This window comes from Paracoccus sp. Ld10, from assembly GCF_045064235.1.
GTDB lineage: Bacteria > Pseudomonadota > Alphaproteobacteria > Rhodobacterales > Rhodobacteraceae > Paracoccus.
This window is the reverse complement of record NZ_JBISHD010000031.1, coordinates 204,988-218,423: the sequence shown is the minus strand read 5'-3', so window position 1 is coordinate 218,423 and position 13,436 is coordinate 204,988. Positions and strand designations below refer to the sequence as shown.

10 protein-coding genes are annotated in these 13,436 nt (G+C 66.4%); 2 read left to right on the top strand and 8 right to left on the bottom strand.

Annotation, left to right across the window (positions count from 1 at the left end; all coding sequences use genetic code 11):
• Positions 1-56: 56 nt before the first annotated feature.
• Together ACJJVR_RS13140 and ACJJVR_RS13135 are read right to left on the bottom strand one after the other, a co-directional pair.
• Positions 57-1,265: an N-acetylmuramoyl-L-alanine amidase gene (locus ACJJVR_RS13140; RefSeq protein ID WP_405405199.1), complete on the bottom strand. Its 1,209-nt coding sequence runs from the start codon at positions 1,263-1,265 to the stop codon at positions 57-59.
• Complete coding sequence (locus ACJJVR_RS13135) at positions 1,262-2,398, bottom strand: pyridoxal phosphate-dependent aminotransferase (RefSeq protein ID WP_405405198.1); 1,137 nt, start codon at positions 2,396-2,398, stop codon at positions 1,262-1,264. The genes ACJJVR_RS13140 and ACJJVR_RS13135 overlap by 4 nt, the downstream gene beginning before the upstream one ends.
• 158 nt (positions 2,399-2,556) lie before the next feature.
• Here ACJJVR_RS13135 and ACJJVR_RS13130 point away from each other — a divergent pair, with 158 nt between their 5' ends.
• Positions 2,557-3,309 (top strand): DsbA family protein, encoded by a 753-nt coding sequence (locus tag ACJJVR_RS13130; RefSeq protein WP_405405196.1) that lies wholly within the window; start codon positions 2,557-2,559, stop codon positions 3,307-3,309.
• On the opposite strand, the gene ACJJVR_RS13125 is transcribed toward ACJJVR_RS13130, so the two are convergent.
• From ACJJVR_RS13125 to ACJJVR_RS13100, 6 genes are all read right to left on the bottom strand, one after another.
• Entirely contained in the window at positions 3,310-4,737 is a 1,428-nt protein-coding gene (locus ACJJVR_RS13125; protein ID WP_405405423.1) for a mannose-1-phosphate guanylyltransferase/mannose-6-phosphate isomerase, read from the bottom strand. It abuts the gene before it with no gap.
• A gap of 270 nt (positions 4,738-5,007) precedes the next feature.
• Positions 5,008-8,568, bottom strand: a complete 3,561-nt coding sequence (locus ACJJVR_RS13120) for a vitamin B12-dependent ribonucleotide reductase (RefSeq protein ID WP_405405194.1) — start codon at positions 8,566-8,568, stop codon at positions 5,008-5,010.
• A gap of 419 nt (positions 8,569-8,987) precedes the next feature.
• Positions 8,988-9,530 (bottom strand): 5-formyltetrahydrofolate cyclo-ligase, encoded by a 543-nt coding sequence (locus tag ACJJVR_RS13115; RefSeq protein WP_405405192.1) that lies wholly within the window; start codon positions 9,528-9,530, stop codon positions 8,988-8,990.
• The gene (gene mgtE, locus ACJJVR_RS13110) at positions 9,527-10,885 is read right to left on the bottom strand and encodes a magnesium transporter (protein WP_405405190.1); all 1,359 of its coding nucleotides are present in this window, start codon (positions 10,883-10,885) and stop codon (positions 9,527-9,529) included. The genes ACJJVR_RS13115 and mgtE overlap by 4 nt, the downstream gene beginning before the upstream one ends.
• Positions 10,886-10,908: 23 nt before the next feature.
• The gene (locus ACJJVR_RS13105) at positions 10,909-11,694 is read right to left on the bottom strand and encodes an inositol monophosphatase family protein (protein WP_405405187.1); all 786 of its coding nucleotides are present in this window, start codon (positions 11,692-11,694) and stop codon (positions 10,909-10,911) included.
• A 136-nt stretch (positions 11,695-11,830) separates the two neighbouring features.
• Entirely contained in the window at positions 11,831-12,190 is a 360-nt protein-coding gene (locus ACJJVR_RS13100; RefSeq protein ID WP_405405185.1) for a helix-turn-helix domain-containing protein, read from the bottom strand.
• A 220-nt stretch (positions 12,191-12,410) separates the two neighbouring features.
• On the opposite strand from ACJJVR_RS13100, the gene ACJJVR_RS13095 reads away from it, so the two are divergent.
• Positions 12,411-13,349, top strand: coding sequence for an NADPH:quinone oxidoreductase family protein (locus ACJJVR_RS13095; RefSeq protein ID WP_405405183.1), 939 nt, complete (start codon positions 12,411-12,413; stop codon positions 13,347-13,349).
• Positions 13,350-13,436 lie beyond the last annotated feature (87 nt).

Below are 13,436 nucleotides of genomic sequence, written 5' to 3'. Positions count from 1 at the left end.
GTTTTGCCGCGTCTATAGCGACGACAGGCCCCCCGGTCAAAGCAACACTGGGTGTGTCAGTGACGAAGCAGCCCGGCACGCGCCTGTTCGTCACGCCACCAACCCGTCGTGGCCTCGGCGACCGCCTCGACCATGCGCGCGCGCCAGTCCGGATCCGTCAGGTTCGCAAGGTCGGTCTGGTCCGAAATGAACCCCAGTTCCAGCAGGGCGGACGCGATATCGGGCGATTTCAGCACCGAAAACGCCGCTCCCTGCACGGGGCGCCCGTGCAGACCGATCCCCCGCAACGCCATGCGCGAGGTCAGCAGCCGTGCGAACGCATCGGACCGGGGCCGGGTGTCGGTGCGGGCGAAATCCATCAGCACGGTGGCCAGCGCATCGTCCTGGCCGCGCAGATCGACCCCCGCCAGCAGGTCGTCGCGCTGGTGCCGCATGGCCAGCTGCTGCGCCGCCCGCGCGTCCGACGTGCTGTTCCAGACATAGACGGTGGCCCCCGCCGCCTGCCCCTGCGGCAGCGCATCGGCATGCAGCGACAGCAGCAGATGCGCCCCCGACTGCCGTGCGGCGGTCATCCGGTCCTCCAGCTTGACATAGACGTCGCTGTCGCGGGTCATCGTGACCGTCACGCCCCGCGCCTGCAGCGCCGCGCGCAACTCTTGCGCAAAGGTCAGGACCAGCTCGGCCTCGGTATCCGGTCCGGCCTGTGCGCCGGGATCGAACCCGCCGTGGCCGGGGTCCAGCGTTACAACCAGCCCCTGCGCGGTCACGGGGGGCGGCAGGTCGGCGGGGTCGGGCAGGTTGCGCAACGCGGCCGCAGCCGATGGGCGGGGCGCGAAATCCTCAGCGGCGACAGGGTTCAGGGCGACGCGCAGCCGCGCCTCGGCGCCTTGGGTCGCCATGCCCGCCTGTGCGACCCTGAACGGGCCGGGCAGTTCGATCACCAGCCGCGACCAGCCGCGCCGAAAGCTGCCCCACCGGATCGCGGGCGCAAGATCGTGGCCGAACAGGTCGCCGGGGTTGCGGCCTGACAGATCGACGCCCTCCAGATCGACCACCAGACGCGCAGGGTCGCCGACCAGAAACGCCCGCCACGGCACCGGGCGGTCCAGCGCCAGCGACAGCTCCAGCGGCTGCGGGCCGAAGGCATGGTGCCACCAGCCCTGCGGCGCCTGCGTCAGGGCGGACCCGCCCAGGATCAGCCGTGCCGGGTCCTGGGCCTGCACCGGGCCAGCCAACAACAGCAGGATCAGCAGCAGAAACCTCATCTGGCCGCCATGAACGCCGTCAGGCGGGACAGACCCTCGGCGATGTCGGCAGTCGCGCGGGCATAGGAGAACCGCAGCGTGCGCGCCCCGCGATCGGGGTCGAAATCCAGCCCCGGCGTAACCGCAACGCCCGCCTTGTCCAGGATTTCAGCGGCAAAGGCCACGGAATCGTCGGTCAGGTGCGACACGTCGGCATAGATGTAGAACGCCCCCTCGGGCGGGGCGATGCGGTCAAAGCCCGCACGCGGCAGCCCTTCCAGCATCAGGCGGCGGTTCTCGGCATAGACGGCGCGGTTGGCCTCGGCCTCGGGGATACAGTCCAGCGCGGCCAGCGCGGCAACCTGACTGGCATGGGGCGGGCAGATGAACAGGTTCTGCGCCAGCCGTTCAACGGTGCGGACCATGTCGGGCGGCACGACCATCCACCCAACCCGCCACCCGGTCATGGAAAAGTATTTGCTGAAAGAGTTTACGACCAGAACCTCATCCGTCACCTCCAGTGCCGAATGACAGCGGTCGGCATAGGACAGCCCGTGATAGATCTCGTCCGAGATGACGGCCACGTCCCGCGACCGCGCCGCCTGCGTCAGATCGGACAATTCCGGCACGGTCAGCACGGTCCCCGACGGATTGCCGGGCGACGCCAGGATCAGGCCCTGAACATCATCGGGAAAATCCTGCGGCCGGGGCTGATAGCGGTCCTCGGGGCGCGTCGGGATGCCCACCGGGGTCAGCGACATCGCGCGCAGGATCTGGCGATAGCTGGGATAGCCCGGATAGCCCATCGCCACCCGGTCCCCCGCGTCGAACAGTGCCGAAAACGCCAGAATGAACGCGCCGCTGCTGCCCGGTGTCACCACGACCCGCGCGGGGTCCAGATCGACCCCGTACCAGCGGCGGTACAGATCCGCGATGCCCTGCCGCAGCGCGGGCAGGCCCAAGGCCACCGTATAGCCAAGCGGCTGTTCCAGCGCCTGCGCCAGCGCCTGTCGCGCACCCGACGGCGCGGGGGTGCCGGGCTGGCCGACCTCCATGTGGATGATGTGGCGACCCGCCGCCTCGGCCCGGGCGGCCGCCTCCATCACGTCCATCACGATGAACGGGTCAACCTGTCCGCGCAGGGATTGTCGCATTGGCACAGCCTCATTTTTGATCCGTGATAGCGCGGGGCGGCGTCACGCTCCAGCCTTTAGGCGCGGGTGATCCGTCACGCAGCCGTGTCGGTGGGCATTCTTGCCATCGCGGGCGCGGCGGTCCAAGCTGTCGCCTACACCAGACCAAGGACGTACCCATGACCCGCCTGACCGCCGCCCTGTTTCTGGGGACCAGCCTTGCCCTGTCCGCGCCTGCGACGGCCTTTGACATGTCGGCCATGACCGACGACGAAAAGGCTGCCTTTGGCGCGGCGGTGCGCGACTATCTGATGGAAAATCCGCAGGTGCTGATCGAATCGATCAACGTACTGGAAAGCCGCCAGGCCGAGGACGCGGCCCAGACCGATCTGCAGCTGGTACAGGCCAACAGCGACGCGCTGTTCGACGACGGTCACAGCTGGATCGGCGGCAACCCCGACGGCGACCTGACCATGGTCGAATTCATAGACTATCGCTGCGGCGTCTGCCGGCAGTTCAACGCCGAAGTCCATGACGCTGTCGAGGAGGACGGTAATATCCGTTTGATCCTGAAGGAATTCCCTATCCTCGGCGATGAAAGCGTCCTGTCCAGCCGCTTTGCCATTGCTGTCCATCAGATCGCCGGCGACGCGGCCTATGAAAAGGCGCATGACGCGCTGATCGCCCTGCGCGCGCCCGCCTCTGACGCCTCGCTGCGCACAGTCGCAGAGGAGATCGGCGTCGATGCGGATGCGGTCATGGCGCATATGGATACGGACGCCGTGAACATGGTCCTGCAAAAGAACCACGAACTGGGCCAGACGATGGCGATTCAGGGGACGCCGACATTCGTGATCGGCGACCAGATGCTGCGCGGTGTCCCGCGGGTGGGCGTGGCCGAAACCATCGCCCAGATCCGCGAGACAATGTGATCAGTCGGCGCTGCTGCGGGAATAGACATCCTCATAGCGGATGATGTCGTCCTCTCCCAGATAGCTGCCGGTCTGCACCTCGATCAGAACCATCGGCACCTTGCCGGGGTTCTCCATCCGGTGAACGGCACCCAGGGGCACATAGATCGACTGGTTTTCCGTCACCAGCGTCACGCTGTCATCGACGGTGACACGCGCGGTGCCCGACACCACGATCCAATGTTCCGACCGGTGGACATGGCTTTGCAGCGACAGGGCCGCGCCGGGTTTCACCACGATGCGCTTGACCTGAAAGCGGTCAGCCAAGGCCAGCGTCTCGAACCAGCCCCAGGGGCGGTGGTCGCGGGGGAAGGCCTCGGCCTGCTTGGCGCGCTTGGCCTTGAGCGCGGACACGGCCAGCCGCACGTCCTGCGCGCGGCCCCGGTCAGCGACCAGCACCGCGTCCGACGTCGCCACCACCATCACGTCGCGCAGCCCGATGCCCACCACCTTGAGGTCGTCGCTGTCGGACCGCAACAGCACGTCGTGGCAATCGATCGCGGTCGAATTGGCGTCGGTGACCACCCCGTGGTCGCAGGGCGTGTGGTCCAGCGCCTCGCGCCAGACGGCGTCCCAGCCGCCAAGGTCCGACCAGCGGCCGGAAAACCGCACCACCGTCAGGTTGTCGGCCTTTTCCATCACTGCATAGTCGATCGACTGATCCTCGACCCCGGCCCAGGGCGCCTTGGCCAGCCGCAAAAAGCCCAGGTCCAGATGCGACTGATCCAGCGCCTGTTGGACCGGGTCCAGATAGGTGGGCGCGTGGGCACGGAACGCCTCGATCATGGTGCGGGCGCTGAACAGAAAGATGCCCGCGTTCCACAGGTAGTTGCCGGCGGCCAGCATCTGGGCCGCGCTGTCGGCATCGGGCTTTTCCACGAAGCGCGCCAAGGGTTGCGGCCCCGCGCCGGTGCCCGCCAGCTCCAGGTAGCCGTACCCGGTTTCCGGTCGGTCTGGGGTGATGCCAAAGGTCACGATGCGCCCCTGCGCAGCCGCCTGCGCGCCCTCGGCCACGGTCGCGGCAAAGGCATCCGCGTCGGGGATCACGTGGTCTGACGGGGCCACCAGAACCAGCCCGTCGGGATCGTCCGCCGCAACCATCAGCGCCGCCGCCAGAATTGCGGGCGCGGTGTTGCGGCCCGCTGGTTCGATCACGATGCGACCCGCCGCGATGCCCGCCTGTTCCAGCTGTTCGGCCACGATGAAACGGAAATCGGAATTCGTCATGACCACAGGCGCCGCGAACCCCTTGCCCGACAGCCGCCGGGCCGAGGCCTGAAACAGCGTCTCGTCCCCGGTCAGGGCCGCGAACTGCTTGGGAAAGCTTTTGCGGGACACGGGCCACAGCCGCGTGCCCGAACCGCCCGCCATCAGCACCGGTGTGATCATCGTCATTACAAACCCCTTGGGCGAACCCTGCCCTGTCATCATTCCTGCCGGTTGCGGCCGACTGTTCCCGCAGTCAAGAGCCAAGCCGACGCGATCGTCAAGACGCACCCCCGACATCGCCGCAAAAAGACCCCCCGTGCACGACGCACGGGGGGTCAGTCGTTGCGCGTCTGCGCGCGCCTGTTGCTGCGACGGGGCTTTCCGACCGCTGAGGGCCGGGCCTGTCGATGGGAAAACGGCGCATGATGTCGCCTTATTCCCCACCCATGCTCAACTGCAGCCGCTGGTGCCGCCGCAGGTGTTGCATTTCATGCAGGTGCCGTTGCGCACCAGCGTATAGTTGCCGCATTCGCCACAGGGATCGCCCTCGTATCCCTGCATCCGAGCCTTGGCGCGCAGGTCCATCCCCGTCGTGACCGCGGCCACCGACACGCCCGCCTGCAGGGCCATCAGATCCTGCGGCATCCGCTTGCGCAGATAGCCCGCGCTGCTGATCTGTTTCAGCATGGTCAGCGATTTCAGCTCGGACGGCTGGCGGGGGCGCCCTTCGTCCTCGCCACCGCCCATCTCGTCGAAACGCGCGCCTTCGGGGGCGACATGCGCCAGGTCGGTGCGGTCCAGATAGCTGACGGCCAGTTCGCGGAACACATAGTCCAGAATCGAGGTCGCGTTCTTGATGCTGTCGTTGCCCTGCACCATCCCCGCCGGTTCGAACCGGGTAAAGGTGAATGCGTCCACGAACTCCTCCAGCGGCACGCCGTATTGCAGGCCGACCGACACGGCGATGGCGAAATTGTTCATCATCGCGCGAAAACCCGCGCCTTCCTTGTGCATGTCGATGAAGATCTCGCCCAGCTTGCCGTCGTCGTATTCGCCGGTGCGCAGATAGACCTTGTGCCCGCCAACGATGGCCTTTTGGGTGTACCCCTTGCGGCGCTGCGGCAGCTTTTCGCGGTTGGACCGCACGATCTCCTTGACGATGACACGCTCGACGATCTTTTCGGCCAAAACGCGGGCCTTGTCGTGGGTCGAACCGTGGGCCAGGATCTCCTCGGCCTCATCGTCATCATCAATCAGCGCGCTGGCCAGAGGCTGGCTCAGCTTGGATCCGTCGCGATACAGCGCATTGGCCTTGATCCCCAGGCTGTGGGACAGCTCGTACGCGGCCAGCGTGTCCGCGATCGTCGCACTGGAGGGCATGTTGATCGTCTTGCTGATCGCCCCCGAAATGAAACTTTGCGCCGCGGCCATCATGTGGATGTGGCTGTCCACCGACAGATAGCGCGTCCCGGTCTTGCCGCAGGCATTGGCGCAATCGAATACGGGCAGGTGTTCGGCCTTCAGATGCGGCGCGCCTTCCAGCGTCATCGTCCCGCAGACATGATCGTTCGCCGCATCGATCTGTGCCCGGGTGAAGCCCAGATGGCGCAGCAGATCAAAGGTCGGGTCCGACAGCCTGTCCGCCGGAATGCCCAGGGTGCCGCGACAGAAATCCTCTCCCAACGTCCACTGGTTGAACACAAACCGGATGTCAAAGGCCGATGCCAGCGCGCCCTCGACCAGCGCGATCTCGGTGGCGCCAAAGCCGTGACCGGCCAGCGACGCGTGGTTGATGCCGGGGCAGTTGCCCAAGGTGGCATGACCCACCGCGTGGCCCACGATCTCCTCGATCTGCGCAGAGCGATAACCCAGCTTTTTCAGCGCCGCGGGGACCGACTGGTTGATGATCTTGAAATAGCCGCCGCCGGCCAGCTTCTTGAACTTGACCAGCGCGAAATCCGGCTCGATCCCGGTCGTGTCGCAATCCATGACCAGCCCGATCGTGCCGGTTGGCGCGATGACGGTGGTCTGGGCGTTGCGGAACCCGTGCGCCTGGCCCAGCACCAGCGCCTCGTCCCACGCCGCACGGGCCAGATCGACCAGCGATGCGTCGGGACAGTTCGCCGCGTCCAGCGCCACAGGGGCGACATTCACGCCCTCGCACGGCTGGCCATGCGCCGCGGCGCGGTGGTTGCGGATCACCCGCAGCATGGAATCGGCGTTGCGGGCGTATCCCGGGAACGCCCCCAGTTCGGCGGCCATCCGCGCGCTGGTGGCATAGGCCGTGCCGGTCATGATCGCCGTCAGCGCCCCACACATCGCCCGGCCCTGATCGCTGTCATAGCCCAGACCCATGTTCATCAGCAGCCCGCCGATATTGGCATAGCCCAGCCCGAGCGTGCGGAAATCATGGCTGCGCTGCGCAATCTCACGCGACGGGAACTGGGCCATCAGCACGCTGATCTCCAGCGTGACGGTCCACAATCGGCTGGCATGGACATAGGCGTCTGCGTCGAACCGACCGTCCGTCCAGAAGCTCAGCAGGTTCATCGACGCCAGATTGCAGGCGGTGTCGTCCAGGAACATGTATTCGCTGCACGGGTTCGACCCGCGGATCGGCCCGTCTTCGGGGCAAGTGTGCCAGGCGTTGACGGTGTCGTGGAACTGGATGCCCGGATCGGCGCAGGCCCAGGCCGCGTGGCCGATCTGGTCCCACAGATCGCGGGCTGACACGGTCTTTGCAACGCGGCCGTCGGTGCGGCGGATCAACTCCCACGGGGCATCCTCGCGCACCGCGCGCAGGAACGCGTCCGTCACCCGGACCGAGTTGTTCGAGTTCTGGCCCGACACCGACACATAGGCCTCGGAGTCCCAGTCGGTGTCATAGGTCGGAAATTTGATGCTGTCGAAGCCCTGCTGCGCATATTGCAGCACGCGGTTCACATAGGTCTCGGGGATCATCGCGCGTTTCGCGGACCGGATCGCAGCCTTCAGACCGGCGTTCTGCGCCGGATCGGTCTCGCCCCCGCCCGTGCGGATCGCGGCAAAAATCCCGTTCAGCTCACGTTCGTGCAGCTTGGACCCCGCCACCAGGGACGCGACTTTCTGCTCTTCGATGACCTTCCAGTTCACGAAGGCCTCGATGTCGGGGTGGTCCATGTCGCAGATGACCATCTTGGCCGCGCGACGCGTGGTGCCGCCCGACTTGATCGCGCCCGCCGCCCGGTCGCCGATCTTCAGGAACCCCATCAGGCCCGATGACTTGCCACCCCCGGACAGGGTTTCCCCCTCGCCGCGCAGACTGCTGAAATTGGTGCCGGTGCCGCTGCCGTACTTGAACAGGCGCGCCTCGCGGACCCACAGGTCCATGATGCCGCCCTCGTTCACCAGATCATCACTGACCGACTGGATGAAGCAGGCATGCGGCTGCGGGTGTTCATAGGCGCTGGTCGATGCGGTCAGCGTGCCCGTCCGGTGGTCGACATGGAAATGCCCCTGCCCCGGCCCGTCGATGCCGTATGCCCAATGCAGGCCCGTGTTGAACCATTGCGGGCTGTTCGGGGCGCCCATCTGGCGGGCCAGCATGTGCCGCATCTCGTCCAGATAGGCGCGGGCGTCGGCCTCGGTCGTGAAATGCCCCCCCTTCCAGCCCCAATAGGTCCAGGCCCCGGCCAGGCGGTCGAACACCTGCCGGGCGCTGGTCTCTCCGCCGAAACGCGCATCCATTGGCAGGTCGGCCATCGCGGCGTGGTCGGGAACGTGACGCCACAGGAACGTGGGAACGCCCTTTTCGCGGACGGGTTTCAGGCGGGCCGGAACGCCCGCACGGCGAAAGTATTTCTGGGCGATGACGTCGCTTGCGACCTGGCTGAAGCCCCGGGGCACCTCGACCGCGTCGTTGCGAAAGACCACCGTGCCGTCCGGGTTGCGGATCTCGCTGAGGGTGGTGGTGAACGCGATGCCGCCATAGGCCCCGCCGGTTTCCGTGGTAAAGCGCCGTTCGATCTTCATCCCTGCCGTCCTTCCGGTCCCCTGCGCGCAACCGCGATCCGCCCCTGCAGGGCGCGTTCGCCCGGGGGCGTCCGTCGGATCGTGACTGTTGCAACCTGCTCGTGGTGGGCCGTTTTCGGACCACCATATCCTGTGCCGTTATGGCGATTGCCGATGAAATTGCCGTCGGTTAGACGGTCTTTCAACCGGAATTTTAGGCGGTCAGACTGCGAAAACCCGTTGACAGGCAGGGTCACGAACCACCCCCGGATTCGCGCACAGACAGACAGCCTATCGTGCTGCAAATGTTGTCATTCAACGAAAATGATGTGATATGCCAAAGCGTTGGCGAACATTGTGCACAATCTGTCCACAGGCTTGTCCGTGGTTCATCCCCCGGTTGCGCACAGCCGATGCCGATCTGCAACGGGCGGCGAAAATCAGCGCATGGGGGTCAGGGCACCGTGGTCTGTAACGATCAGGTCCAGCGGCTGATCGGTCGGCTCGATCGGGATCACATCCAGTCGCTGGCACGCGAAGGCCAATCCGATGGCGGTCACCGGGCCGATGTTTCGCAGCAACTCCAACGTCCTGTCGTAATAACCGCCACCATAGCCCAACCGGTTTCCCCGCATGTCGAACCCCGCCAGTGGGACGATCAGCACGCGCGGTGCCAGGACCTCGGCTGATTCGGCCGGATGCGCCGTGCCAAAGGGTCCGGGCTGCAACGCTTCGTTCCGCCAGCGGCGAAAGACCAGCGGACAGGCCCTGCCCGTCACCACCGGCAGCACGACAGGCCCATCATGCGCGGCCATCGCGGCACGTGGGTCGGCCTCGTCGCGCATGGGCCAGTACCCGGCCAGCGCCGCGCCCGCATGGGGGGCCAGCGCCGCGATCAGGTGACGCGACAGCGCTTGGGCATCGCCCCCCGCCGCGCGGGCCGCCAGCGCCTGCGCGCGCAGGGCAGCCTTGCCCGTGGTCACAGCAGAACCACCGTCGCCAGCCCCAGAAACGCCATAAAGCCGATCACGTCGGTCATCATCGTCACGAACGTCCCCGAGGCCAGCGCCGGGTCGGCACCCAGCTTGTTCAGTCCTAGGGGCACCAGGATGCCCGCCAGCGCCGCGACCAGCAGGTTGATGACCATCGCGGACCCGATCACCCCCGCCAGCCCTGCATCGCGGAACCAGACATAGGTGATCGCCGCCATGACGACCCCGAACAGCACCCCGTTGGTCAGGCCCACGATCACCTCGCGGCGCACCACGCGCAGCGCGTTGGCGCGGCTGAGGTCGCGTGTCGCCAGACCGCGCACCGCCACGGTCAGCGTCTGCGTCCCCGCATTGCCCCCCATCGATGCGACGATGGGCATCAGCACCGCCAGCGCCACCAGCTGGGCGATGGCCGCCTCGAAGAACGCGATGACCCCGGCAGCGGCCAGGGCTGTGACGATGTTAGCGCCCAGCCAGGGAACCCGCTGTCCCACCGTCTGCCAGACACTGTCGGTGATGGACGATTCATCGCCGACACCGGCCAGGCGCAGGATGTCCTCTTCGTGTTCCTCATCCAGGATCGACATCGCGTCATCAATGGTGATGACCCCCACCAACCGTTCGTCCCGGTCCACCACCGGGGCAGAGATCAGGTGATACTGGTTGAAGACATAGGCGACCTCGGCCTCTTCGGCGAAGGCGCTGATGGTGCGGAAACTGTCCTCGGCCAGCTCGCGCAGCGTGGCATTACTGCGCGATGCCAGCAGCCGGCCAAGCGTGACGTAGCCCACCGGATGGCGGCGCGGATCGACCAGGATGATGTGATAGAACTGTTCGGGCAGCCATTCCTCGGCGCGCAGGAACTGGATGGCGCGGGCCACGGTCCAGTATTCGGGCGCGGTGACCACCTCGGACTGCATCAGGCGGCCAGCGGAATATTCAGGATAGGCCAGCGACTGCTGGACCGCCGCCCGGTCGCCCGCATCCAGCGCGGCCAGGATCAGGACGCGATCGGCGTCGTCCATGTCCTCGACCAGATCGACGACATCGTCGCTGTCCATCTCGCGCACGGCGTCGTCCAGAACGGCGCGGGGCAGCTGGTCGATGACCTCTTCGCGGATCGATTCGTCGATCTCGGACAGGATCTCGCCGTCGATGCCATCGGCATAGAGCGTCAGAAAGGCGCGCCGGTCGGCGGGCGTCAGCCGTTCGATCAGGTCGGCGATGTCGGCCGCGTGCATCGGCTCCAGCGCGGCGTCCAGCGCGGCGCGATCGCCTGCCTTGACGGCACTGTCGGCACGGTCCAGCAGCTCGTCGATGTCGTTCGCGCGGTTTTCGTCGGCCATGCTGTCCCCTGCGTTCTGTCGTATCAGCCGTTCAACAGGTCCAGCGCCGCGCGGTGCAGCGCCTCGGATGCGGCGGCGATCACCTGTCCGCCCTCAGCCGCAGGCCCGCCGTGCCAGTCGGTCACGATGCCGCCCGCGGCCTGCACCACCGCCAGCGGACCCGCGATGTCATAGGATTGCAGCCCGGCCTCGATCACCAGATCGACCTGACCCAAGGCCAGCAGACCATAGGCATAGCAGTCCAGCCCGTATCGCGTCAGCCGCACCCGGTCGGCCACGCGCCGGAATGCCGCCGCCTCGACCGGGGTGCCGACTTCGGGGAATGTGGTCATCAGCGTCGCGCGATCCAGCGGCACGTCGCCCCGCACCCGCAGGGCGCGTTCCCCGGCAGCCGCGGTCAGCCGCGCAAGGCCCAAGCCACCCTCGAACCGCTCGCCGATATAGGGCTGGTCGATCAGGCCATAGATCACGTCCCGCCCGTCGGACAGGCCGATCAGGACGCCCCAGCTGGCCGCGCCGCACAGAAACGCCCGCGTGCCGTCGATCGGGTCCAGGATCCATGTCAGCCCGCTGGTGCCGGGGGTCGCGCCGTATTCCTCGCCCAGGATGGCGTCATCAGGCCGTTCGCGGGCCAGCACGGCGCGCATGGCGCGTTCGGCATCGCGGTCGGCCTGGGTCACCGGGTCGAAATCGGCCGGTCGCTTGTTGTCGGCGGCCAGATCGGCATGGCGGAACCACGGCAGGATCGCCGTTCGGGCCGCGTCGGCCATCAGATGCGCGGTGCGGATGATCTGGTCTGCGTCCTGCATGCGGCCCTCTGCGTGTCGTCACGCCGGGTGTAACCTGTCATGCGCCGGGGGACCAGCGGTCAAAGGGGGCCGTCGTCCGGCGGTCATACGGCGCGGGACGGCGGCAGGGTCATCCGCCTTCTGGCGGTCGGACCTGTCAGGCCGCGTCGGACAGGACGCGCGCCAGCTCGAAGATCTGGCGACGCTGCGCCTCGGGCATGGCGTAATAGGCGCGCACCAGTTGCAGCGCCTCCTTGTCGGCAAAGATGTCGCCCTCGACCACGCCGGGAATCTCGCCCTCGGACAGCCCTTCGAAGAAGAAGCTGACCGGAACATCGACCGAGCGCGCAATGTCCCACAGACGCGATGCCGACACGCGGTTCATGCCGGTCTCGTACTTCTGGATCTGCTGGAACTTGATGCCGACCTTGTCGGCAAGTTGCTGTTGAGTCATGCCAATCATCCAACGACGATGGCGGATACGCTTACCAACGTGAACATCTACACTATGCTTCATTGCCCCAACCTTTTGCAATCTCAGGATGCTCTAGACCGGAAAGGCACAATTTTCGAGTGTCAACTTGGTTAATACGGGCATTCTTGACCATAAAGACAGGTCTGGTGGTGTCCTAGTGGGCATATCTGCGACACGTTGACTTGGCCGGTCGGGATGCGACCCTGCTGGCAGCATAGAAGGACCAGGATACATGTCACAATTGATTCGTGCAGCCTACATAATGGCCCTGAATCAAGGTCCGGTGATCCGGGATGTTCCCGCTCCTGTGGCAGGCCCGGACCAGGTGCTTGTCCGCATGGGCGCGGCGGCTCTGAACTTTGCGGATCTGCTTCAAGCCAACGGACAGTACCAGGAACCGGCCGATCCGCCATTCGTGCCGGGGCTGGAGGGGGCGGGAACGGTGGTGTCGGCGCCCGCAAGGTCGGGACTGATTGGCGGCATGCGGGTGATGGTGTCCGCGCCCGGCACGATGGCCCAGATGATCGCCGTCGATCCGGTGGCAGTCCACGCCATTCCCGACACGATGTCACTGGATCAAGCCGCCGGCTTTCAGGTGGCTTATGGGACAAGTCACCTGGCCCTCGCCGGACGCGGGAAACTACGGCCGGGAGAGACTCTGGCGGTACTGGGGGCTGCCGGTGGCGTGGGCCTGACCGCGGTCCAGATCGGTGCCGCGATGGGGGCCCGGGTGATCGGCATTGCCCGTGGCGCTGCCAAGATGGATGCCATCCGTCGGGCAGGCGCAGCAGAGGTCATCGACACCACCGAATGCCCTGACCTGCGTGCCGCCCTGCGCGCGCTTGGCGGTGCCGATGTGGTCTATGACCCCGTCGGTGCCGAACCCGGAGAGGCGGCGTTCCGCGCCCTGCGGCCGGGCGGTCGATTTCTGGTCATCGGCTTTGCGGGCGGGCGCCCCCCGTTGCTGCCCCTGAACCACGCGCTGGTCAAGAATATCGCCGTGCACGGGTTTTACTGGGGCGGCTATCGCACCCTGGACCCGCACGCCCTGCGCGACAGCAACACTGCGCTGTTCGACCTTTTCCGCGCCGGCCGTCTTAACCCCGTCGCGGGCACCACCCTGCCCCTGGAGGATCTGGCGCAAGGCTATGCGATGCTGCAAGAGCGGCGCAGCATCGGCAAAGTGGTCATCACCATGTGATCATGGCACATTTGAGGCAAGCCGGGATTGAAAAATCCCGCGTTTCCACCGATATTGGAACCAAGCCGGTATCGCGCCGGCATGCCT

Coding starts and splice junctions, on each gene's coding strand:
- ACJJVR_RS13140 (WP_405405199.1), bottom strand. CDS start 1,265: ATGAGGTTTCTGCTGCTGATCCTGCTGTTGTTGGCTGGCCCGGTGCAG.
- ACJJVR_RS13135 (WP_405405198.1), bottom strand. CDS start 2,398: ATGCGACAATCCCTGCGCGGACAGGTTGACCCGTTCATCGTGATGGAC.
- ACJJVR_RS13130 (WP_405405196.1), top strand. CDS start 2,557: ATGACCCGCCTGACCGCCGCCCTGTTTCTGGGGACCAGCCTTGCCCTG.
- ACJJVR_RS13125 (WP_405405423.1), bottom strand. CDS start 4,737: ATGATCACACCGGTGCTGATGGCGGGCGGTTCGGGCACGCGGCTGTGG.
- ACJJVR_RS13120 (WP_405405194.1), bottom strand. CDS start 8,568: ATGAAGATCGAACGGCGCTTTACCACGGAAACCGGCGGGGCCTATGGC.
- mgtE (WP_405405190.1), bottom strand. CDS start 10,885: ATGGCCGACGAAAACCGCGCGAACGACATCGACGAGCTGCTGGACCGT.
- ACJJVR_RS13105 (WP_405405187.1), bottom strand. CDS start 11,694: ATGCAGGACGCAGACCAGATCATCCGCACCGCGCATCTGATGGCCGAC.
- ACJJVR_RS13100 (WP_405405185.1), bottom strand. CDS start 12,190: ATGAAGCATAGTGTAGATGTTCACGTTGGTAAGCGTATCCGCCATCGT.
- ACJJVR_RS13095 (WP_405405183.1), top strand. CDS start 12,411: ATGGCCCTGAATCAAGGTCCGGTGATCCGGGATGTTCCCGCTCCTGTG.